Raw genomic sequence first — 21,450 nt, forward strand, 5'->3', positions numbered from 1 at the left:
GCGTTAAGTGCGCCGCGGGACACGATGCCGCAGCTTCCACGGCTTGTCCCTGCAACTTTTCAACTGCTATACTTTTACGGATTGGATCGTGGCCCGCAGCTGTATCGGTGCCGCCTGCTGCAGGCCGCGCGGAGAAGCTACGTTGCTCAACAGTCTTGCCTCCGGTCGACGCATCGCGCTGCGCATTGTCCTGCTGCAGTTGCTGGTGGCGTTGCTGGTCGGCCTCGTGTTTCTCGCATTGGGACCGCGTGAAGCGGTTTCGGCTGCTGCGGGCGCGACGATGGTGGCGCTGGGTACCGCGCTGATGTCGGCGCGATTCTTCAGCGGCGTGACGGGCGCGGGTCAGGCGTTGGGCCGGTTGCTGACGGGCGTGTTCCTGAAATGGATCGTGATCGTCGGAGGGCTGATCGTGATCCTGTTCCAACTCAAGTTGCCACCGCTGGCCGCCATCACGGGGTTGGCGGCGGCTTACGCGGTTTATCTGCTGGCGTTCAGATTCAAGGGTTGATCCATGGCAAGCGAGCCGACTGGCGGTCTTACCGAATACATCCAGCACCATCTCAAGCACCTGACCCCGCATACCAGCGAGGGCGGGTTCTGGGCGGTGCACGTCGACTCGGTCACCGTGTCGCTGGTGCTGGGCGTGTTGTTCTGTCTGTGGTTCTGGCTGAAGGCGCGCAAGGCGACGGCCGGAGTGCCGGGCAAGGGCCAGGCGTTCGTCGAGATCATCCTCGAGTTCGTCGATGGCCAGGTCAAGGACGTGTTCCATGGTGATCGCCGCGTGCTGGGGCCGCTGGCGCTGACCGTGTTCGTCTGGGTCTTCCTGATGAACGCGATGGACCTGCTGCCGGTCGACCTGCTGCCGTGGATCACCGAGAAGTTCGGCATCGGCCACTTCCGCGCCGTGCCCACCGCCGACATCAACATGACGTTCGCGATGTCGCTGACGGTGTTCGTGCTGATCATCTTCTACAGCTTCAAGGCCAAGGGCGCCGGCGGCTACATGAGCGAGCTGTTCACCGCACCGTTCGGCAAGCACCCGCTGCTGTGGATTCCCAATTTCGCGCTGAACCTGGTCGAGCTCGCCTCCAAGCCGGTGAGCCTGGCGATGCGACTGTTCGGCAACATGTATGCAGGCGAGCTGGTGTTCATGCTGATCGCCGGCCTGTTCAGCGCCGGTGCCGGCCTGGCGGGCTGGGCGCTGTATGGTGCGGGCATCATCGGCTACACGGTGTGGGGCATCTTCCACATCCTGATCATCTCGATCCAGGCGTTCATCTTCATGGTGCTGACGATCGTGTACATCTCGATGGCGCACGATCACCACTGATCGGCGTTCTCGAATCATCTGCTGCAACCGCTTTGTCTATTCCAGTTTGAATTTCTCAGGAGACTACCGTGGAACATCTCGTCCAGTTTGCACAAATCCAGGGCTTCACCGCCATCGCGCTCGGCCTGATCATCGGTTTTGGTGCGCTCGGCGCCTGTATCGGTATCGGCATCATGGGTTCGAAGTTCCTTGAAGCCGCCGCGCGTCAGCCGGAGCTGGTGCCGCTGCTGCAGGGCCGCATGTTCCTGCTGGCTGGTCTGATCGACGCCGCGTTCCTGATCGGCGTGGCGCTGGCGATGTACTTCGCCGTGGCCAACCCGCTGTTGGGCAAGGTGCTGTCCGCCGCCGGCGCGGGTCAGTAAGAAGCACCCTCGCGATGGCGCCCATCGAGGCGCCATCGCGTATCTGGCGCGGGTTTCCCTGATTCCCGCGTTTGTCTTGTTCCGTATTTACAGGTAACGCAGCGATGGATTTCAACGCGACCTTGATTGGCGAAATGATTTCGTTCGCCATCCTGATCTGGTTCAGCGTCCACTTCATCTGGCCGCACATCAACAAGGCCATCGAAGATCGCCAGGTCAAGATCGCCGAAGGGCTGAATGCCGCCGAGCGCGCCCATGCCGAGCTGAAGAGCGCGGACGTGAAGGTGGCTGGCGAGATCAAGCAGGCCCGCCTGCAGGCGTCGGAGATCATCGACAAGGCCCAGCAGCAGGCCAATCAGATCATCGACAAGGCCCGTGGCGAAGCGATCAGCGAGATCAACCGTCTGAAGGCCGCGGCGCAGGATGACATTGCGTCGATGGCGCAGCGTGCGCGCGACCAGCTGCGTGAGCAGGTCGGTGCGCTCGCGGTGCAGGGTGCCAGCAAGATCGTGCAGCGCGAGGTGGATGCCTCGACGCACAAGGCCCTGCTCGACCAGCTTGCGGCCGAGATCTGATCGATGGCCCAGGCAATCACCCTCGCCCGTCCGTACGCCCGCGCCGCCTTTGAGGTGGCGCACGCGTCCGGCACGCTGGCTTCGTGGTCGCAGTCGCTGGCGTTTGCTGCGGCGGTGGCGGGCGATGCGCTCGTGGCCGGCCTCGGCAATGATCCGCGGGTGCTGCCGGCTCAGCTGGTGGCGCTGCATCTGCCGGCCGGCATGGCGGTCGATGCGCCGTTCGGCCAGTTCCTGACCGAGATGGCCGAGCAGCGCCGCCTGGTTCTGCTGCCCGAAGTGGCCGAGTTGTTCGAGATGCTGAAGCGCGAGTCCGAATCGCAGCTGCTGGTCAAGGTGACCAGCGCGATGAGCCTGGACGCCGCGCAGTCCGAACAGCTCAAGGCTTCGCTGAAGCGCCGCTTCAAGCGCGAGATCGAACTGGAAACCTCGGTCGATGCCTCGCTGCTGGCCGGTGTGGTGATCGATACCGGCACGGAAGTGATCGACGGTTCGGCGCGCGGACGTCTCGCGCAGCTGGCCGGCGCGTTGAGCCAATAAGTTTCACGCGAAGTCCGTTTCGCGAAGAGCAAAACCGGCCACTGTTGGCCGGACAAATTGATTAAACGCGAAGTCCATTTCGCGAAGGGCAAAACCGGCCATCCATGGCCGGACTCTTCAACAAAGCTTTCGATTTTGGGATAACAACCATGTCCAGCAGCACACTGAATCCGTCCGAGATCAGCGAACTGATCAAGAGCCGCATCGAGCAGTTCAAGCTCGGCGCGGAAGCGCGCAACGAGGGCACGATCATCAGCGTGTCCGACGGCATCGTGCGCATCCACGGCCTGGCCGACGTGATGCAGGGCGAAATGATCGAACTGCCGGGCAACGCGTTTGCGCTGGCGCTGAACCTCGAGCGCGACTCGGTCGGCGCGGTGGTGCTGGGCGAATACCAGCACCTGCGCGAAGGCGACACCGCCAAGACCACCGGCCGCATCCTCGAAGTGCCGGTTGGCCCGGAACTGCTCGGCCGCGTCGTCGACGCGCTGGGCAACCCGATCGACGGCAAGGGCCCGATCAACGCCAAGCTCAATGCCGAAGTCGAGAAGGTCGCGCCGGGCGTGATCTGGCGCAAGTCGGTCGACCAGCCGCTGCAGACCGGCTACAAGTCGGTCGACGCGATGATCCCGGTCGGTCGTGGCCAGCGCGAGCTGATCATCGGCGACCGCCAGACCGGCAAGACCGCGTTGGCGATCGACGCGATCATCGCGCAGAAGGGTTCGGGCATTAAGTGCATCTACGTGGCGATCGGCCAGAAGCGCTCGTCGGTGGCCAACGTGGTGCGCAAGCTGGAAGCGCACGGCGCGCTGGCGCACACCATCGTGGTGGTCGCCTCGGCCTCCGAGTCGGCCGCGCTGCAGTACGTGGCGCCGTATTCGGGTTGCGCGATGGGTGAATACTTCCGTGATCGCGGCGAAGACGCGCTGATCGTGTACGACGATCTTTCCAAGCAGGCCGTGGCGTATCGCCAGATCTCGCTGCTGCTGAAGCGTCCGCCGGGCCGCGAAGCGTATCCGGGCGACGTGTTCTATCTCCACTCGCGTCTGCTCGAGCGCGCTTCGCGCGTGTCCGAGGAATACGTCGAGAAGTTCACCAACGGCGAAGTGAAGGGCAAGACCGGTTCGCTGACCGCGCTGCCGATCATCGAGACCCAGGGCGGCGACGTTTCGGCGTTCGTGCCGACCAACGTGATCTCGATCACCGACGGCCAGATCTTCCTGGAAACCGACCTGTTCAACGCCGGTATCCGTCCGGCAGTGAACGCCGGTATCTCGGTGTCCCGCGTCGGCGGTGCGGCGCAGACCAAGATCGTCAAGAAGCTGTCCGGCGGCGTGAAGCTGGCGCTGGCGCAGTACCGCGAGCTGGCCGCATTCGCGCAGTTCGCCTCGGATCTGGACCCGGCCACCCGCGCCCAGCTGGACCGCGGCCAGCGCGTCGTCGAGCTGATGAAGCAGGGCCAGTACGCGCCGCTGTCGATCGTCGAGCTGGCGCTGTCGGTGTACGCCGCGGAGAAGGGCTATCTGGACGACCTGCCGGTGAACAAGGTGCTGGCGTTCGAGAAAGGCCTGCACGCCTTCATGCACCAGAACCACGAAGAGCTGATGAAGAAGATCGTGGCCACGGGCGACTGGAACGGCGAGATCGAAGCCACCTTCAAGGCCTCGCTGGACGAGTACAAGAAGACCGGTAGCTGGTGAGAGGAGCCGGGAACAGGGAATAGAGAATCGGGAATAGGAAGAGCCACGGCGCATCGCGCTCCGCTTTGAACCATTCCCCATTCCCCATTCCCGATTCCCCCGAGTGAGCAAAGCGAGCGAGTAAAGCATGGCCAGCGGACGCGAAATCAAAACCAAGATCAAGAGCACGCAGAACATGCGCAAGGTGACGCGCGCGCTCGAAATGGTCTCTGCCGCCAAGATCCGTCGTGCGCAGGACCTGATGAAGGCCTCGCGTCCGTATGCCCGCTCGATGCGCAAGGTGATCGCGCACGTGGCCCAGGCCAGCACCGATTTCAGCCATCCGTTCTTGACCCAGCGCGACAACGTGGCGCGGGTCGGTTTCATCGTGGTCTCGACCGACCGCGGCCTGTGCGGCGGCCTCAACTCCAACCTGTTCCGCCGCCTGCTGCCGGCCATCGTCGAGTGGCAGAAGCAGGGCGTGCAGGTCGACGTGGTCGCGGTGGGCCAGAAGGCGGTGGCGTTCTTCCGCCGGCTCAAGGGCGTCAACCTGATCGGCAGCGTGACCCATCTGGGCGAGAAGCCCAAGCTGGAGCAACTGGTCGGCGTGATCAAGGTGATGATGGACGCCTATACGTCCAACGGTCTGGATCGCGTGTTCCTCGCCTACAACGACTTCGTCAACACCATGACGCAGAAGCCGACCATCGATGCGCTGCTGCCGCTGCCGCTGGTGGCCACGGAAATGGAAGCCCATCAGGCGGCCGGCGAGTCGGCCTACGCCGGCGTGAAGCTGGAAGCTAGCCACGACTGGGACTACATCTACGAGCCCGACGCGCAGACCGTGCTGGAGCACGTGCTGGGTCGCTACATCGAGTCCGTGGTGTACCAGGCGGCCCTGGAGAACCTGGCCAGCGAGCACGCCGCCCGCATGGTCGCGATGAAGAGCGCGTCGGACAACGCGAACAAGGTGATCGGCGAATTGACGCTGGTCTACAACAAGGCCCGCCAGGCCGCGATCACCCAGGAAATTTCCGAAATCGTGGGAGGAGCGGCTGCGGTGTAACCGCGGCAGCTCTTGAAAAAAATTCATGGCGACGCGAAGCGGCGCCGCAACAGACCTAAAGAGATTCATCCGGAGCTATCAGCATGAGCCAGGGCAAAGTTGTTCAGATCATCGGCGCGGTCGTCGACGTGGAATTCCCCCGCGATCAGGTGCCGCAGGTGTATGACGCACTGAAGATCGACGGCACCGAGATCACGCTGGAAGTCCAGCAGCAGCTCGGCGACGGCATCGTGCGCACGATCGCGCTCGGTTCCACCGAAGGCCTGAAGCGCGGCCTGCAGGCGCGCAACACCGGCGAAGGCATCAAGGTGCCGGTCGGCAAGGCGACCCTCGGCCGCATCATGGACGTGCTCGGCAACCCGATCGACGAAGCCGGCCCGATCGGCGAGCAGGATCAGTGGGTCATCCACCGCGAAGCGCCCAGCTATGACGAGCAGGCGGCTGCGACCGACCTGCTGGAAACCGGCATCAAGGTCATCGACCTGGTCTGCCCGTTCGCCAAGGGCGGCAAGGTCGGCCTGTTCGGCGGCGCCGGCGTCGGCAAGACCGTCAACATGATGGAGCTGATCAACAACATCGCCAAGGCGCACTCGGGTCTGTCCGTGTTCGCCGGCGTGGGCGAGCGTACCCGCGAGGGCAACGACTTCTACCACGAGATGAAGGACTCCAACGTCCTGGACAAGGTCGCGATGGTGTACGGCCAGATGAACGAGCCGCCGGGCAACCGCCTGCGCGTCGCGCTGACCGGCCTGACCATGGCCGAGTACTTCCGCGACGAGAAGGACGAGACCGGCAAGGGCAAGGACGTGCTGCTGTTCGTCGACAACATCTACCGCTACACGCTGGCCGGCACCGAAGTGTCCGCGCTGCTCGGCCGCATGCCGTCCGCCGTGGGTTACCAGCCGACCCTGGCCGAGGAAATGGGCGTGCTGCAGGAGCGCATCACCTCGACCAAGACCGGCTCGATCACCTCGATCCAGGCCGTCTACGTGCCCGCCGATGACTACACCGATCCGTCGCCGGCCACCACCTTCGTGCATCTGGACTCCACCGTGGCGCTGTCGCGCGACATCGCCAGCCTCGGCATCTACCCGGCGGTGGATCCGCTGGCCTCGACCAGCCGCCAGCTCGATCCGCTGGTGATCGGCGAAGAGCACTACAACGTCGCCCGCCGCGTGCAGGGCACGCTGCAGCGCTACAAGGAACTGAAGGACATCATCGCGATCCTCGGCATGGACGAGCTGAGCGAAGAGGACAAGCAGGCGGTGTCGCGCGCGCGCAAGTGCGAGCGCTTCTTCTCGCAGCCGTTCCACGTGGCCGAAGTGTTCACCGGCTCGCCGGGCAAGTACGTGTCGCTGAAGGAAACCATCCGCGGCTTCAAGATGATCGTGGACGGCGACGTCGACCACCTGCCGGAGCAGGCGTTCTACATGGTCGGCGGCATCGACGAGGCGATCAAGAAGGCCGAGGACATGGGCGCCAAGAAAGCCGCCTGAGGCGGCTTTCGGGAATCGGGAGCAGAGAATGGGGAATCGGCAAAGCAAAAGCGCCGGTTCCTACCGCTCCTGACCATTCCCCATTCCCGATTCCCCATTCCCTTCGAGCGTAGCGAGAAAAGCCATGACCCAAACCATTCGCGTCGACATCGTCAGTGCCGAAGCCGAGATCTTCTCCGGCGACGCGACGATGGTCGTTGCCACCGGTGAGCTCGGTGAGCTCGGCATCACGCCGCGCCACGCACCGCTGATCACCCGCCTGAAACCCGGTCACGTCGACGTGCTGCTGGACGGCGGCGAGCGCCAGCAGTTCTGGGTCTCCGGCGGCATTCTGGAAGTGCAGCCGCAGGTGGTCACCGTGCTGACCGACAGCGCGGCTCGCGCCGCCGATCTGGACGAGGCCTCCGCGCAGCGCGCCAAGCAGGAAGCCGAGGCGGCCCTGGCCAATCGCACCGACGCGATGGAAATTGCCGAGGCGCAGGCCAAGCTGGCCGAAGCGATGACCCAGCTGCAGGCACTGGAACGTCTGCGCAAGAATCTGAAGCACTGAGTTTGTGCGCTCGTCCATGAGCGCAGAGCCAGGATCAAGAAGCGCCCGTCCATGGCCGCACTCGCGGATGAAGCGGTTGCTTCGATGGACATTGCGAACTGCGAACGCCGGCCTCGTGCCGGCGTTTTCGCGTGTGGAACAGATGAATCCGGGACAGCCATGCCGTGGTGACGGCAGTATATATTACACGTGTAATCTGATAGCTTCCGAGGCCTTGTCCATGGCAGGAGCCCATCATGATCCGATTCGCGCGCAGGTTGTCACTGGCCGTTCTGGCCGCATCGCTGGCCGGCTGCGCCAGCACGTCCCGGATTGCGCCGCCGCCGCCCAGTGGCGATGCCTCATGGCGGATGGTGGCGCCGCCCGGCACGGTGCGTTACCAGTTGGCGATGGGCGAGGTGTCCAGCGGCGCGACGCCGTTCCGGCGCGTGAAGCCGGCGTATCCGCCGGGCTTGCTGGCCATCTGCCCGCCGCCGCAGGAGGTGCCGGCGCTGTTGATCATCGATGACCAGGGCGCGGTGGCCGAGGTGCGCGTGAGCGGCGAGCAGCAGGCCGATGCGAGCCGGCACGCCTTCATCGATGCGGTGCGTGCCGCCGCGCGGCAGTGGCAGTTCCAGCCACTGAGCATCAGCCGCTGGGCCGCGGATGCCGAGGGCAACAGCCATGTGGTGGACAGCGGCACGCGGCCATTCAGCCTCACCTACGTCTTCCGCTTCGAATGCCACGCGGGCCAGTCCACGGTTTCGGCCGCGGCGGCGCAGTCCTGAGTCATGCCTGCCGGCAATGGCGCCGAACCGGCTGCTATGCTTTTCGATCGAAACACGTCAGGGCCGACAGCATGAATCACGCACCACTCCACGTCATCATCCTCGCGGCAGGCGCCGGCACGCGGATGAAATCCAGCCGCCCCAAGGTGCTTATGCCGTTGGCCGGAAGGCCGTTGCTGGCGCATGTCATCGAGGCCGCGCGGGCGTTGCAGCCGGCAGCGTTGCACATCGTCTACGGCCATTGCGGCGAGCAGGTGCAGGCGGCGTTCGCCGACCAGGCCGACCTGCGCTGGGCACTGCAGGCCGAACGCCTGGGCACCGGCCACGCGGTGGAGCAGGCGCTGGGCGAGGTGCCGGACGACGCGCGCGTGCTGGTGCTGTATGGCGATGTGCCGATGACCCGCGTCGAGACGCTGCGGCAACTGGTGGAAGCCGAGGGCGGCTTCAGCCTGCTGACCATGCGGCTGGCCGAGCCGCGCGGCTACGGCCGGGTGCTGTGCGACGGCAATGCCCGCGTGCGGGCGGTGGTCGAGGAAAAGGATGCCGACGACGTGCAGCGTGCGGTGAACCTGGTCAACACCGGCATCCTGATCGCCGGGGCCGGCGCCTTGCGCGGCTGGATCGGGCGGCTCGATCGCAACAACGCGCAGGGCGAGTATTACCTCACCGACATCTTCCGCATGGCGGCCGAGGAGAGCCATCCCGCGTTGAGCGTGGAGTGCGCCGATCCGGTCGAGGCCGCCGGCGCCAACAATCCGCTGCAGCTGACCGAACTGGAGGCGGCTTTCCGCCAGCGCGCCGCGCACGCCCTGCTTGGCGACGGCGTGCGGCTGGCCGACCCGCTGCGCATCGACGTTCGTGGCGTGGTCACGGCCGGGCGCGACGTGGAGCTGGACATCGACGTGATCCTGGAAGGCGACGTCGCGCTGGGCGATGACGTGCGCATCGGCGCCTTCACCCGCTTGCGCAACGTGCAGCTGGCGGCCGGCACCGTGGTGCAGTCGCACTGCGACCTCGATGGCGTGGTCACCCACGGTCCCTGCACGATCGGCCCGTTTGCGCGGCTGCGCCCGGGCACCGAGCTGGATGCCGGCGTGCACGTGGGCAACTTCGTCGAGACCAAGAAGGCCCGTCTCGGCGAAGGCAGCAAGGCCAACCACCTCACCTATCTCGGCGACACCGAAGTGGGCCGTGGCGTCAACATCGGCGCCGGCACCATCACCTGCAACTACGACGGCGTGAACAAGCACCTCACGCGGATCGGGGACGGCGCCTTCATCGGCTCGAACAGTTCGCTGGTCGCGCCGGTGTCGATCGGCGCCCAGGCCACCATCGGCGCCGGCTCGGTGATCACCCGCGACGCGCCCGATGGCGAGCTGACCGTGGCGCGCGGCAAGCAGCAGACTTATGAGGGCTGGAAGCGGCCGGTGAAGCGGTAGTCGGTCGGAACGGGGATGCTCTAACCGTTCCCCCCGTTCCTCAGACGTACCGCCAGCCGTCGATCTCGAACAGCAGTTCGCTGCGGCAGATGTCGCCGTGCAACAGCAGCACCGGCACGCCGGGCAGCCGACTGCCGAGAAACTCGCGCACGCGGACGGCGTCGCCGCGATGGCGAACATACGCCTTCAGCGGCGAGTGGCTGTCGAACCCGCTGGCCATGCCGGCATTGGCCAGCAAGGCGTCGAGATTGACCATGGTTTCGGCGAGCTGGGCGTCCAGGTCGTGCTGGTGCGCCGACGCATGGCCGACCACGGCGGCCGTGCCGGAAATGGCCAGCACATCGCCGGCTGGCAGGCTCATCGCGCGGGCGAAACTGGGCGGGGTCCGGCCGTACTGGCGGGGGTAGCGCCAGGCGCTGACCTGGCGCGGGTTCTCGACTTTCTGGCCGGGGCGATCGCAGGCCAACAGGTAGACCTGCAAGCGATGCGCGTCGCCGTGGTGACCGATCGCCGTGGCGGCCGGAAAACCTTCGCTGAAGAAATCGCCCATGCCGCTGGCGCGGCCATCGCAGAAGTGCTTGTAATGCTCGGCGTCGCCATCACCGTGGTTGATGGCCCCGAGGTAGTTCCACACGCGCTGCACGTGATGCTCCGTCCGCGCGGCTACCAGCTGGTGCAGCTGCCGATAGGCCAGCTCCGCGGTGGCCGTGGCGCCGCCATGCTCGCGCTCGTCCAGCTCGATCGAGGCAAACAGCCAGCCACCGCCGGCCGCCCAGTGCATCGCACCGTCGCGACCGCTGCTCACCGACGCATCGACCTGCCACAGCTCCAGCGGTGCCGGGCCATCGAACGCTTCCAGCGGTACCTGCAGATAACGCGGATCCCCGCTGCGCGGGGCGTGTTCGCCGAAGCCGAACACCGCCAGCGTGCCGGGTTCGGCAAGCACCGCGGCGGGTTCGGCCATGCGATAGGAAACCCGCGGCGCGCGGCGCGCCAGCGAGTCGATTTGCGGGTTTTCACTTCCCTGAACCATTCTCGACAACCGGGGACGACAAGGGCGCTATGTTACACTCCGCGCCCACTGCCACCGGGGGGAGGCAATGAAAACACCGTACGGAATCGAGCATGGCAGAGCAGACCGCAGCGCAACACGAATTGGCCACCCTGGTGGTGGAATGCCTGAACCTCGAGTCCGTCACGGCGGAGCAGATCGAGCCGGATGCACCGCTGTTCGGCGGCGAACTGGGGCTGGATTCGATCGACGCGCTGGAGATCGCCCTGGCCGTGTCCAAGCACTACGGTTTTCAGTTGCGCTCGGACAACCCGGAGAACCGGCAGATCTTCACCAGCCTGCGCAGCCTGTCCGACCACGTCGAGCAGCATCGCGCCGGCTGAGGTTGGCCGACGTTCGCAGTTGCTCCGCCATGGTTTCGTCACGCGGTCTTCCCGTGGGGATGGCAGGGTGGCCATCCGGATGAAGCTCACGCGGAACCTGGCATGACGGCATCCCCTCCATCGTCCGACCATGCGCGGCGCCTTGCGCTGTGCCTGTTGCCGGCGTATCCCCTGCTGGCGATCGCCGGTGCGGTGAGCCATCGACAGATTTTCGCGCTGCTGGCGCTGGCGCTGCTGCTTACCGTCCTGCTGCTGCCAGCCATGCTGGCGCGACGAGCTGCGGCATGGCTGTCGTGGTGCGCCGTGCTGACCGGCCTGCTGCTGGTCTGGATGCGCGGATTCGCCGACCTGCTGCTGGAAGCGGTGCCGGTGCTGATCAATGTGCTGCTGGCGATCTGGTTCGGCCGCACCCTGGTAACCGCCGAGCCGCTGGTGGAACGCTTCATCATCGCCATCGAAGGGGCCGAGCGATTGCAGCAGCCGGGTGTCGCGGCCTATGCTCGACAGCTCACCTGGTTCTGGACCCTGTTGCTCGGCGCGCAGGCGCTGCTGCTGACCGTGTTGCTGCTGTGTGCCGATCACGGCGGCCTGCTGCAGCGCTTCGGCGTCGCCTCGCCGCTGCAGGTGCCCGAGCGCTGGGCGGCCGCATGGCTGCACCTGGGTTGCTACGCGCTGCTGGGCGTGGCGTTCCTGCTGGAGTATCTCTACCGGCGCTGGCGCCTGCGCCATCTCAGCCATCCGGGCCTGCACGACATGATGCTGCAACTGGCGCTGCACTGGCCGCAACTGGTGCGCGGCAAACGGGTGATGCCGTCATGAGCGAGCGCTTCGAACAATGTGTGCGGATCGACGCGGCGCATCCTGCACTGCCGGGGCACTTCCCCGGCCATCCGCTGGTTCCCGGCGTGGTCTTGCTGGAACAGGTTGCGCTGGCGCTGGGCCGCTGGCGCGGGCAGCGTCTGGCGCGGGTACTCGAGGCGAAGTTCGTGGCACCGTTGCTGCCCGATGAAACGGCCACGCTGTGTCTGACCGGGGTCGCGACGGAAGGCTCGCGGGCCCGCTTCGAAATCCGTCGCGACGGTTGCTTGCTGGCGCGCGGCGTGGTCGAGGGATCTGCATGAGCAACGACGAACACTGGCAAAGCCGGCCCGAGGGCGGCGGCCGCTTCGCGATCTGGCTGATCCGCAGCATCGCCCTGTACGGCGGCCGCCGGCTGGGCCGGTGGTGCCTGTATCCGATCACGCTGTATTTCTACCTGCGTCGCGGGCCCGAGCGGCTGGCCTCGCGGCAGTACCTGGAACGCGCGCTGGGCGGCCCGGTGTCATCGTGGCAGGTGCTGAAACACATCCATTGCTTCGCCGCCACGATCCTGGACCGGATCTTCCTGCTCGCGCATGGCGAGCAGCCGTTCGAGATCGAGACCGAAGGCCTGGAGTTGCTCGACGAGCGCTACGCGCGCGGTCATGGCGTGCTGCTGTTCGGTTCGCACCAGGGCAGTTTCGAAGCCCTGCGTGCGGTGGGCGCGCGCAGACCCGACATGCCGCTGCGGGTGGTGCTGGACAAGCAGAAGACGCCGGCGATGACCGAGCTGCTGGAAGAGCTGGCGCCGGAAGTGGGCAAGTGCGTGATCGATGCGGCGCAGGATGGCACCAGCATCGCGCTGGCGATGGCCGAAGCCTGCCGCAGCGGTGCGCTGGTGGCGATGCTGGCCGATCGTGGTCGCGGCCATGAGGTGCTGCGTCGTACCGAGTTCCTCGGTTCGTCGGCGCCGTTCCCGATCAGCCCGTGGCTGCTGGCGCATACGCTGCAGGTGCCGGTGGTACTGTGCTTTGGCTTGTATCTGGGCGGCAACCGCTATCGGCTGGTGTTCGAGCCATTCAGCGAACGGGTGGAGATTCCGCGGCATGATCGAGGCCCGGCGCTCGATGCGCTGATTGCCCGCTACGCGAAACGACTGGAGCACTACATTCACGTCGCTCCCTACAACTGGTTCAATTTCTATGATTTCTGGCAAGACGCACCTCCTGTTGCCGAGCCTGCTGCTGACGCTGTGCGCGAGCGCGTCGGCGTCTGAGCCGGCACCCGCGTCTTCCCCGGCGCATGCGCTGATCGCCGCGCTGGGCCAGCCGGCGCCCGCGCATACGGCGTTCGCCGAGGCGCGTTTCCTGCAGGTGTTGCAGCAGCCGCTGGTGGTGTCCGGCGAGTTGTCGTGGCTGGGCGGTGACCAGTTGCAGCGGCGCGTCGACCGGCCGCAACGCGAGACTTCCACCATCGCCGACGGCGAGGTCACCCAGCAGCGCGAGGGCAGGAGCGCGCGGCACTTTTCGCTGAAGCGCGCGCCGCAGCTGCAAGTGCTGCTGGACAGCTTCGTGGCCCTGCTCAGCGGCGACGCGGCGCGTCTGCAGAAGTCCTTCGAAATCACCCAGACGGGCAAGGCCGACGGCGCCTGGACCCTGAGCCTGGTGCCACGCGACGCGCGCGTGGCGAAGACCGTGGCCAGCATCCGCATCGACGGCGTCGGCAAGCAGTCGCGCTGCATGCACATGCAGGAGGCCGACGGTGATCTCGCCGTCGACCTGCTCGGTCCGCTGGCCGCGAAGATGCCCGCCGATCCGACCCGCGAGGCGCTGCAGGCGCTGTGCCAGGGCGCGCCCTGAGCATGCGCCGGGGTGCCCGTGCGACCTTGCTGGTCGTGTGGTTGCTGGCGCTGGCCGCGCTGGGCTGGATGGTGGCGCAGCGGCTGAAGATCAGCACCGACCTGCGCAGCTTCATGCCCGCGCCGACCACGCCCGACCAGCGCCTGCTGATGGAGCAGGTCGGCGAGGGCCCGGGTTCGCGATTGCTGTTGTTGTCGATCAGCGGCGCTCCCGACGAGAAGCTGGCCGCGTTGAGCCAGGGTCTGCTCGCTGCGCTGAAGAAGGACCCGCGCTACAGCCAGGTGGTCAACGGCAGTTTCGATCTCGGCGCGCTGGACAGCAGCCTGTTGCCGTACCGCTTCCTGCTCTCGCCCACGCTGGACACGCAGCCGCTGGACGAGGCCTACCTGGCCGATCAGCTGCAACAGCGCCTGGATGATCTGTCCTCGCCCGCCGCCAGTCTGCTGAAGGGCCTGCTGCCCCGCGATCCCACGCTGGAAGTGTTGAAGCTGGCCGAGTTGTGGGCGCCGGCGAAGTCGCCCGAAGTGCGCGAAGGCGTGTGGTTCTCGCCGCAGGACGAGGCGCTGCTGCTGGTGCAGACGGTGGCCGCGGGCTTCGATCCGGGTGCACAGGAACAATCCATCGACGGCATCCGCCAGGCCTTCGCCGCGCTGCCGGGCAGCGCGGCGGCGAAGCTCGATCTCAGCGGTCCTGGCTATTTCAGCGTGGTCGTGGGCGCGCAGACGCGGCACCAGGCCGACTGGATCGGGCGCATCTCCACCGTGGGTTTCATCGCGCTGCTGCTGCTGGCCTATCGCAGTTTCAGTTCGCTGCTGCTGGGCGCGCTGCCGATCGCCAGCGCGGCGCTGGCCGGCATCGCGGCGCTGACCCTGGCGTTTCCCGACGTGCACGGCATCACCCTGGCGTTCGGCTTCACCCTGCTCGGCGTGGCGCAGGAGTACCCGATCCGCGTGCTCAGCCATCGCCGCGCCGGTGAGGATGCGGTGCAGAGCGTGCGCGCGTTGTGGCCGCTGCTGCTTACCGCGATTGCGTCGGCGTGCATCGCCTACCTCGCGTTCTACGCGTCCGGCGTGAACGGCCTGAAACAGCTGGCGGTGTTCACCATCGTCGGCCTGCTGGTGGCTGGCTTCAGCACGCGCTACTTGCTGCCGCACCTGCTGCCTCGGCGCGTGCGCGACGTGGCCGACATGGCCTGGCTGGCGCGGGCGCGACGCTTCGTCGACCAGCTGCCGCGACCGCGCTGGATTCCGCTGCTGGTCGCCGTCGCGATCGTGGTGATGCTGGCCCTGGCGCGTGGTTCGTTCTGGCAGAACAACCTGGCCGCGCTGACCCCGCTGCCGCAGGACCTGCTGCAGCACGACGCACGCCTGCGCGAGGCGCTGGGCGCGCCCGACGTGCGCTACCTGCTGGTGCTGCAGGCATCGACTGAGCAGGGCGTGCTGGCGTTGTCGGAGCGGTTGCAGCCCCAAGTCGACGCGCTGGTGACAAAGCATGCCGCCGATGCGCTGGAACTGCCGTCGCGTTACCTGCCCAGCGTCGCGGTACAACGCGAGCGGCAGGCGAAGCTGCCTGATCGCGCCACGCTGCAGCGTGCACTGGATGAAGCGCTGCATGGCCTGCCCTTCCGCGCCGACCTGTTCCAGCCCTTCGTCGACGACGTGGAAACCGCACGCAGCCTGCCGCCGCTGACGCCCGAGCGCTACGCGCAGACCCCGCTGGGCCAGCGCCTGGCCGCGATGCTGGTCGAGCGCGACGGTCACTGGCTGGGCCTGGGCACGGTCAGCGGCGTGCACGACGTGGCCGCGCTGCGTTCGCTGGGCGCCGGCAGCCAGGGCAGCGTGCGCCTGCTGGATCTGAAGGCCGCCTCCGAATCGCTGGTGGTCGACTACCGCACGCGCATCCTGCAGGCACTGCTGGCGGCCAGCCTGCTGCTGGTGCTGACGATCAGCTTCGCACTGCGCAGCGTGCGCCGCGCCTGGCATGTGCTGGCGCCGATGACTCTGGCCACCTTCCTGGTGCTGGCGGTTGAGCGGGTGATCGGCATCGAGATCTCGCTGTTCCACTTGGTGGCGCTGATCCTGGCCGGCGGGCTGGGCCTGCACTACGCGCTGTTCTTCGAGCGCGACACCGGCGACCCCGCCGAACAGCGGCGCACCCTGCACGCCACCATCGTCTGCGTGCTGTCCGCGCTGCTGGTGTTCGGCATGCTGGCGTGGGCCACGATCCCGGTGCTGCGCGCGATCGGCCTCACCGTGAGCCTGGGCGTGGCCTTCCACTTCTGCCTGTCGATCCTGATGGCGCCGCATGCTGCCGAAGAGTGATTGGGAAAAACTGATTCCCCATGCGGGCACGATGTGCCTGCTCGACGCCGTGCTCGCGTGGGACGCACGCACGATCCACGCGACCAGCGCCGGCCATGCGCGCGCCGACAATCCGCTGCGTGGCGAACACGGCCTGCACGCGGTGCACCTGGCCGAATACGGCGCGCAGGCGATGGCCGTGCACGGCGCGCTGCTGGCCCGCGCGCGCGGCGACGAACAGGTGCGGCCGGGCATGCTGGTCAGCCTGCGCGACGTGCAGTTGTTCGAGGAGTACGTCGATCAGCTGGACGGTCATCTGGACGTCCATGCCGAATGCCTCTACGCGGACGATGGCGGTGCGCAGTATGCGTTCCGTGTCGAACACCGCGGTCGCATGCTGGCCCATGGGCGCGCGGCCGTCATCCATCCGTCGATTGCGGATGCGGGAGCCGCCGGCCCGCTGGCGTGACCCGGGTCGGCGTCACCCGGCGGAGTCCGCACCGCGCGTGATCGAAACGCAATACGGCGATGATCAGGTTGCCCGGCGAGCCGGTTGACCGCCATCGCGATTGAACATCGCAAGCCATCTTCGCTTATGCTTTGCGGTGCGCCCGGCGTCACGCTGCCCGCGGTGCCGAGTGACCAAGGGAGATCCTGCGCAATGGACATGCTGACGGGCGACTGCCGGACGGAAACCGCAAGCGCCGCGACCCCGCAGCGCCCCTGCCCCTTGCGCCACGCACATCCGATCGACTCTTTCCGTGCCGGGCCACGCCGACCTGTACGCCCGCCGCCGCCCCGTCGCGGCGCTATCCCCGCTTCCTTCTTCCGGTGACCGCATTGATGCGACCGCCGCCCCGTTCTCTTGCCAAGGACCTCGCGCCATGAACCATACCTACCGTCTGATCTGGAACCGCGCCCTGCGCGTGATGCAGGTGGCTTCGGAGCTGGCTGTCACGCCACATCGGAGCGGAGTCACCGCCGCGGCCACGCGCGCCCGCACGCCGCACCGCTTGGTGGCGGTGGCTTGCGCCGCGGCGCTGTCGGTCAGCCTGGTTCCGCTGCCGGCATGGGCCACCGTGGGCGGCAGTCTGGGTGGTGCGGGTGGCGCGGGCGGCGGCGCCTACGGCGGCAGCGGCGGCAACGGCAACGGCACGGGTGGCCAGGGTGGCAGCGGTTTGGCGGGCGATGCCGGCAGCAATGGCAATGGCGGTGATGGCGGCCACGGCGGCTCGGCCATCAGCGCCGGCGGTGCCGGCGGCAGCGTGGGCGCCACCGCCATCGGCAATACCTCGATCAGCGGCGGCGACGGCGCGGACGGCCAGACCGATCCGGGCGTCACCTTCATGAGCGGTGGCGGCGGCGGTGGCGGCGACGGCGTGTACACCGCAGGCACCAGCCTCACTCTCGGTGTCGGCTTGGGCATCACCGGCGGCAATGGCGGCAACGGCGGCGACGGTGACCGCATCGGCGGCGGCGGTGGTGGCGGCGGCGCCGGCCTGGTCGTGTTGACCGATGGCAGCACGCTCGGCAACGCCGGCAGCATCACCGGCGGCAACGGCGGTAACGGCGCCACCGGCCAATGGAGCGGCGGCGGTGGCGGTGGTGGCGACGGCATCCTGGTGGCGGGCGCGAACGGCAACCTGAGCAACAGCGGCCAGATCACCGGCGGTGCGGGCGGCGCTTCGGGCGGTCCGGGCAGCTTCAGCGGCGCCGCTGGCGAAGGCGGCGCCGGTGTCGACCTGGCCGCTGACGGCAGCCACGTCACCAACAGCGGCGACATCGCCGGTGGCGACGCCTTCACCATCGCTGGCGCCGGCATCGTGGGTGGCAACGGCAGCCAGGTCACCAACCAGGCCAGCGGCAACATCATGGGTGGCGCTACCCTGAACAGCGGCACCACTGGTGGCAACGGCATCACGGCCACCACCAGCGGTGCGGCGAGCTTCGTCATCGACAACGCGGGCAGCGTGAGCGGCGGCGTGGGCGCCCAGGCCGCTCCCGGTTTCAGCGGCAACGGCGTCGGTGGCAGCGGTATCCAGGCCACCGGCAACGTGACCATCGGCAACAGCGGCCGGATCGCAGGCGGCACCGGCGGCTTCGGTGGCGGTGGCGGCACCGGCGGCATCGGCATCGCGGCCACCGCTGCCAGCGGCGAGCAGATCAGCATCACCAACCGCACCGGCGGCATCATCGAAGGCGGCTACGGCGGCGTGTTCCATCTCGGCAACATCGGCGGCCAGGGCATTCATGCCAGTGGCAACGTGAGCATCGTCAACCAGTCGGGCGCCTCGATCCTCGGCGACGAAGGCGGCCTCAGCGACATCAGCACCACCGGCGGGGCCGCGATCGTCGCCGTCGACGGCGTCAGCATCGACAACAGCGGCACCATCGCGGGCACCGGCGGCATCATCGCCGGAACCGCCGTGATCGCGAACGCGACCAGCATCGTCAACCGCGCGGGCGGCACGATCCAGGGCGGCAACGGCCAGGGTGCCAACGCCGGCGCCGCGGCCATCGTCGCCAACGGGCAGACATCGATCGACAACGGCGGCAGCCTGGTGGGCGGCGTCACCTCCGACGATGGCACCCAGGCCATCGCGGTGCTGCTGTCCGGCGGCGGCAATTCCCTGCTGCTGCGCGCGGGCTCCAGCATCACCGGCGCCGTGATCAGCAGCAGCGGCACCGGCGTGGGCGGCGACAGCCTCATCCTCGGCGGCGACGTCGATGCCGTTGGCGGCAACACCTTCGACATCGGCTCCGTCTTCGGTTTTGCCAGCCACCGGAAGAGCGGCGCCAGCACCTGGACGCTCAGCGGCAACGGCTCCGCGGCGCAAACGTGGTCGATCACCGGAGGTACCCTGGTCGGCGACAGCAGCAGTCTGGTCGGCAACATCGACGACGGCGCGGCGCTGGTTTTCGACCAGGCCAGCGACGGCAACTACGCGGGCCTCGTCAGCGGCGCCGGCAGCCTGACCAAGACCGGCGCCGGCACGCTCACGCTGAGCGGTGCAAACAGCTATAGCGGCGGCACCTTCATCAACGCCGGCACGCTGTCCGTTGCCGCCGACGGCAACCTGGGCGACAGCAGCGGCGCGGTGAGCATCGGAAATGCCACGCTGCAGGCCGGCGCCTCGTTCAGCTCGTCGCGTGCCATCGAGATCACCAATTCCGCCCACATCGACAGCCAGGGTTTTGACGTCACCCTGGCCGGTCCGATCACCACGGCCAGTTACGGCAACCTCATCAAGGACGGCGCGGGCACGCTGACCCTCACCGGCAACGCCAATTCGTACCAGGGCACCGGCATCGACGCCGGCACGCTGGCGCTGTCCGGCGACGGTGCGATCAGCGGCACCCTGAACATTGCCAGCGGCGCCTTCTTCGACCTGTCGCAGACGAACGCGGGAGCCCAGGTCGCGACCCTGTACGGCGACGGCACCGTGGCGCTGGGCGCGCAGACGCTCACCATCAGCCTGGGCTCCTCCAACTGGAGCTTCGGCGGTGTGCTGGCAGATGGCGGCATCGCCGGTGGCACTGGCGGCAGCGTGGTGTTTGCCGACGACCGCGGCAGCGCCACCTTCAGCGGCATCAGCACCTATACCGGCAGCACCACCATCGCGGCCGGCACCTGGGCACTGACCGGCGCAGGCAGCATCGCCGCATCCAGCGGGCTGACCGACAACGGCATCTTCGACATCGCCGGCACCAGCGCCGGCGCCAGCATCGCCAGCCTGGGCGGCGGCGGCGCGGTGACCCTGGGCAGCCAGACGCTGACCCTGAGCGATGCCCACGACAGCTTCGCCGGGACCATCGGGGGCAGTGGCGGCCTGGTGATGGCCGACGGCCGCCAGGTGCTGAACGGCGTCAACACCTACGCCGGCCTCACCGAGCTGCGCGGTGGCACCCTGCTGGTGGGCGACGCCGCGTACGCTTCCGCCGCGATTGCCGGCGATACCCAGGTGGACAGCGGCGCCACGCTGGGCGGCCACGGCCGCATCGACGGTGATGTCGCGCTGCAGTCCGGCGGACACCTGGCCCCGGGCGGTTCCATCGGCACGCTCAGCATCGGCGGCAATCTCGGCGCCGCATCCGGCAGTGTGCTGGATTACGAGTTCGGCGCCCCCGGCGCGGACCTGCATACCTTCGGCGCGGGCGACAGCGTGCAGGTCGACGGCGACCTCACGCTGAACGGTGCCGTGCTCAACGTCGTCGACGCCGGCGGCATGGGTGCCGGCCTCTACAACGTGTTCCGCTGGGGCGGCGCCCTGGTCGAGAGCAACGGCGGTCTTGCCTTCGGCGCCACGCCGGCCGGCAGCATCCTGCAACTGCAGACGCTCCTCGCCAGCAAGCAGATCAACCTGCTCAACACTGCCGGCCTGACGCTGAACTTCTGGAACGCCAATGGCCAGGCCACGGCCACCCGGATGGGCGGCGGCAGCGGTACATGGTCGACGACCGCGCCGTTGTGGACCGATGCCATCGGCTCCGTCGACGCGGCGATGCAGCCGCAGCCGGGCTTTGCCATCTTCGGCGGCGATGCAGGCACGGTGACGGTGGATGGCGGCAACGGCGCCGTCACCGCCAGCGGCCTGCAGTTCGCCAGCGATGGCTATGTGCTCGGCGGCGACACGCTGACCCTGGTCGGCGGCCAGGGCGCGACGCCGGTGATCCGGGTCGGCGACGGCAGCAGCGCCGGCGCGGACTGGACGGCCACGATCAACAACGTGATCGCCGGCAGCGACGGCCTGGACAAGGCCGACGCCGGCACCCTGATCCTGGCCGGCAACAACACCTACACCGGTGGCACCACGGTCAGCGGCGGCACGCTGTCGGTGTCCGCCGATGCCAACCTCGGTGACGCCGGCGGCGCCCTGGTGCTCGATGGCGGCGTGCTGCAGGTGACCGGCAGCAGCTTCGCCAGCACCACGCGCGCATTGTCGATGACTGCCGCTGGCGGCGGCTTCGACATCGTCGATGCCGGCCACACCTTCACCGTGGCGCAGGCATTGGACGGCAGCGGCAGCCTGCGCAAGCTCGGTGCCGGCAGCCTGCTGCTGGGCGGCGCCAACAGTTACAGCGGCGGCACCGTCATCGAGGCCGGCATCCTGCAGGTCGGCGACGGCGGCACCAGCGGATCGCTGGGCAGCGGTGCGGTGACCAACAACGGCACGCTGGTGTTCGACCGGAGCGATGACGTGGGCGTTGCCGGCGCGATCTCCGGCAGCGGCGCACTGGTCAAGGATGGCGCCGGCGTGCTCACCCTGACCGGTGCCAACAGCTACGCCGGCGGCACC

General features: G+C 67.7%; 20 protein-coding genes. 19 read left to right on the forward strand and 1 reads right to left on the reverse strand.

What is annotated here, in order from left to right:
* The first annotated feature begins 142 nt into the window (after positions 1-142).
* The 11 genes from ASD82_RS04265 to glmU all read left to right on the forward strand — a co-directional run bounded on the left by ASD82_RS04265 (position 143) and on the right by glmU (position 9,801).
* Positions 143-508, forward strand: coding sequence for an ATP synthase subunit I (locus tag ASD82_RS04265; RefSeq protein WP_056715914.1), 366 nt, complete (start codon positions 143-145; stop codon positions 506-508).
* Positions 509-511: 3 nt separating this feature from the next.
* On the forward strand, positions 512-1,330 hold the full coding sequence (atpB, locus tag ASD82_RS04270) for a F0F1 ATP synthase subunit A (protein WP_056715915.1): 819 nt from the start codon (positions 512-514) through the stop codon (positions 1,328-1,330).
* 68 nt (positions 1,331-1,398) lie between these two features.
* Positions 1,399-1,692, forward strand: a complete 294-nt coding sequence (gene atpE / locus ASD82_RS04275; RefSeq protein ID WP_007807016.1) for a F0F1 ATP synthase subunit C — start codon at positions 1,399-1,401, stop codon at positions 1,690-1,692.
* Between the two features lie 104 nt (positions 1,693-1,796).
* Entirely contained in the window at positions 1,797-2,267 is a 471-nt protein-coding gene (locus ASD82_RS04280; protein ID WP_056715917.1) for a F0F1 ATP synthase subunit B, read from the forward strand.
* A 3-nt stretch (positions 2,268-2,270) separates the two neighbouring features.
* Positions 2,271-2,804: a F0F1 ATP synthase subunit delta gene (locus ASD82_RS04285; RefSeq protein WP_056715920.1), complete on the forward strand. Its 534-nt coding sequence runs from the start codon at positions 2,271-2,273 to the stop codon at positions 2,802-2,804.
* Positions 2,805-2,953: 149 nt separating this feature from the next.
* Positions 2,954-4,504, forward strand: a complete 1,551-nt coding sequence (atpA, locus tag ASD82_RS04290; RefSeq protein ID WP_056715921.1) for a F0F1 ATP synthase subunit alpha — start codon at positions 2,954-2,956, stop codon at positions 4,502-4,504.
* Positions 4,505-4,631: 127 nt separating this feature from the next.
* Positions 4,632-5,549, forward strand: coding sequence for a F0F1 ATP synthase subunit gamma (atpG, locus tag ASD82_RS04295; RefSeq protein ID WP_056715922.1), 918 nt, complete (start codon positions 4,632-4,634; stop codon positions 5,547-5,549).
* Positions 5,550-5,632: 83 nt separating this feature from the next.
* Positions 5,633-7,045: a F0F1 ATP synthase subunit beta gene (gene atpD, locus ASD82_RS04300; RefSeq protein ID WP_056715925.1), complete on the forward strand. Its 1,413-nt coding sequence runs from the start codon at positions 5,633-5,635 to the stop codon at positions 7,043-7,045.
* Between the two features lie 124 nt (positions 7,046-7,169).
* Complete coding sequence (locus tag ASD82_RS04305; RefSeq protein WP_056715927.1) at positions 7,170-7,595, forward strand: F0F1 ATP synthase subunit epsilon; 426 nt, start codon at positions 7,170-7,172, stop codon at positions 7,593-7,595.
* A 236-nt stretch (positions 7,596-7,831) separates the two neighbouring features.
* Entirely contained in the window at positions 7,832-8,362 is a 531-nt protein-coding gene (locus ASD82_RS04310) for a hypothetical protein (RefSeq protein WP_056715930.1), read from the forward strand.
* 71 nt (positions 8,363-8,433) lie between these two features.
* Entirely contained in the window at positions 8,434-9,801 is a 1,368-nt protein-coding gene (gene glmU / locus ASD82_RS04315; protein WP_056715932.1) for a bifunctional UDP-N-acetylglucosamine diphosphorylase/glucosamine-1-phosphate N-acetyltransferase GlmU, read from the forward strand.
* Between the two features lie 40 nt (positions 9,802-9,841).
* Here glmU and ASD82_RS04320 read toward each other — a convergent pair whose 3' ends face one another.
* Positions 9,842-10,834 (reverse strand): hypothetical protein, encoded by a 993-nt coding sequence (locus ASD82_RS04320; RefSeq protein WP_056715935.1) that lies wholly within the window; start codon positions 10,832-10,834, stop codon positions 9,842-9,844.
* A 92-nt stretch (positions 10,835-10,926) separates the two neighbouring features.
* On the opposite strand from ASD82_RS04320, the gene ASD82_RS04325 reads away from it, so the two are divergent.
* From ASD82_RS04325 to ASD82_RS04360, 8 genes are all read left to right on the forward strand, one after another.
* Entirely contained in the window at positions 10,927-11,196 is a 270-nt protein-coding gene (locus ASD82_RS04325) for a phosphopantetheine-binding protein (protein WP_056715942.1), read from the forward strand.
* A 102-nt stretch (positions 11,197-11,298) separates the two neighbouring features.
* Positions 11,299-12,015, forward strand: coding sequence for a hypothetical protein (locus tag ASD82_RS04330; protein ID WP_056715943.1), 717 nt, complete (start codon positions 11,299-11,301; stop codon positions 12,013-12,015).
* Positions 12,012-12,317, forward strand: a complete 306-nt coding sequence (locus ASD82_RS04335) for a hydroxymyristoyl-ACP dehydratase (protein WP_056715944.1) — start codon at positions 12,012-12,014, stop codon at positions 12,315-12,317. The genes ASD82_RS04330 and ASD82_RS04335 overlap by 4 nt, the downstream gene beginning before the upstream one ends.
* Entirely contained in the window at positions 12,314-13,270 is a 957-nt protein-coding gene (locus ASD82_RS04340) for an acyltransferase (RefSeq protein WP_056715947.1), read from the forward strand. The genes ASD82_RS04335 and ASD82_RS04340 overlap by 4 nt, the downstream gene beginning before the upstream one ends.
* A complete protein-coding gene (locus ASD82_RS04345; RefSeq protein ID WP_304437861.1) occupies positions 13,224-13,853 on the forward strand; it encodes a LolA-related protein in 630 nt (209 codons plus the stop codon). The genes ASD82_RS04340 and ASD82_RS04345 overlap by 47 nt, the downstream gene beginning before the upstream one ends.
* 2 nt (positions 13,854-13,855) lie before the next feature.
* Positions 13,856-16,174, forward strand: a complete 2,319-nt coding sequence (locus ASD82_RS04350; RefSeq protein WP_200950211.1) for an MMPL family transporter — start codon at positions 13,856-13,858, stop codon at positions 16,172-16,174.
* Positions 16,158-16,622, forward strand: coding sequence for a hypothetical protein (locus tag ASD82_RS04355; RefSeq protein ID WP_056715956.1), 465 nt, complete (start codon positions 16,158-16,160; stop codon positions 16,620-16,622). Before ASD82_RS04350 ends, ASD82_RS04355 begins: the two co-directional genes overlap by 17 nt.
* Before the next feature lie 415 nt (positions 16,623-17,037).
* Positions 17,038-21,450 (forward strand): autotransporter-associated beta strand repeat-containing protein (locus ASD82_RS04360; RefSeq protein WP_200950212.1); only part of this gene is annotated, 4,413 nt, incomplete at its 3' end.

Origin of the sequence: Rhodanobacter sp. Root179, from assembly GCF_001428465.1 — a bacterium.
GTDB lineage: Bacteria > Pseudomonadota > Gammaproteobacteria > Xanthomonadales > Rhodanobacteraceae > Rhodanobacter.

What these genes read in the sequence shown, in the direction of transcription:
- atpB (WP_056715915.1), top strand. Translation starts at nt 512, where the DNA reads ATGGCAAGCGAGCCGACTGGCGGTCTTACCGAATACATCCAGCACCAT.
- ASD82_RS04280 (WP_056715917.1), top strand. Translation starts at nt 1,797, where the DNA reads ATGGATTTCAACGCGACCTTGATTGGCGAAATGATTTCGTTCGCCATC.
- ASD82_RS04285 (WP_056715920.1), top strand. Translation starts at nt 2,271, where the DNA reads ATGGCCCAGGCAATCACCCTCGCCCGTCCGTACGCCCGCGCCGCCTTT.
- atpA (WP_056715921.1), top strand. Translation starts at nt 2,954, where the DNA reads ATGTCCAGCAGCACACTGAATCCGTCCGAGATCAGCGAACTGATCAAG.
- atpG (WP_056715922.1), top strand. Translation starts at nt 4,632, where the DNA reads ATGGCCAGCGGACGCGAAATCAAAACCAAGATCAAGAGCACGCAGAAC.
- atpD (WP_056715925.1), top strand. Translation starts at nt 5,633, where the DNA reads ATGAGCCAGGGCAAAGTTGTTCAGATCATCGGCGCGGTCGTCGACGTG.
- ASD82_RS04305 (WP_056715927.1), top strand. Translation starts at nt 7,170, where the DNA reads ATGACCCAAACCATTCGCGTCGACATCGTCAGTGCCGAAGCCGAGATC.
- ASD82_RS04310 (WP_056715930.1), top strand. Translation starts at nt 7,832, where the DNA reads ATGATCCGATTCGCGCGCAGGTTGTCACTGGCCGTTCTGGCCGCATCG.
- glmU (WP_056715932.1), top strand. Translation starts at nt 8,434, where the DNA reads ATGAATCACGCACCACTCCACGTCATCATCCTCGCGGCAGGCGCCGGC.
- ASD82_RS04320 (WP_056715935.1), bottom strand. Translation starts at nt 10,834, where the DNA reads ATGGTTCAGGGAAGTGAAAACCCGCAAATCGACTCGCTGGCGCGCCGC.
- ASD82_RS04325 (WP_056715942.1), top strand. Translation starts at nt 10,927, where the DNA reads ATGGCAGAGCAGACCGCAGCGCAACACGAATTGGCCACCCTGGTGGTG.
- ASD82_RS04330 (WP_056715943.1), top strand. Translation starts at nt 11,299, where the DNA reads ATGACGGCATCCCCTCCATCGTCCGACCATGCGCGGCGCCTTGCGCTG.
- ASD82_RS04335 (WP_056715944.1), top strand. Translation starts at nt 12,012, where the DNA reads ATGAGCGAGCGCTTCGAACAATGTGTGCGGATCGACGCGGCGCATCCT.
- ASD82_RS04340 (WP_056715947.1), top strand. Translation starts at nt 12,314, where the DNA reads ATGAGCAACGACGAACACTGGCAAAGCCGGCCCGAGGGCGGCGGCCGC.
- ASD82_RS04350 (WP_200950211.1), top strand. Translation starts at nt 13,856, where the DNA reads ATGCGCCGGGGTGCCCGTGCGACCTTGCTGGTCGTGTGGTTGCTGGCG.
- ASD82_RS04355 (WP_056715956.1), top strand. Translation starts at nt 16,158, where the DNA reads ATGCTGCCGAAGAGTGATTGGGAAAAACTGATTCCCCATGCGGGCACG.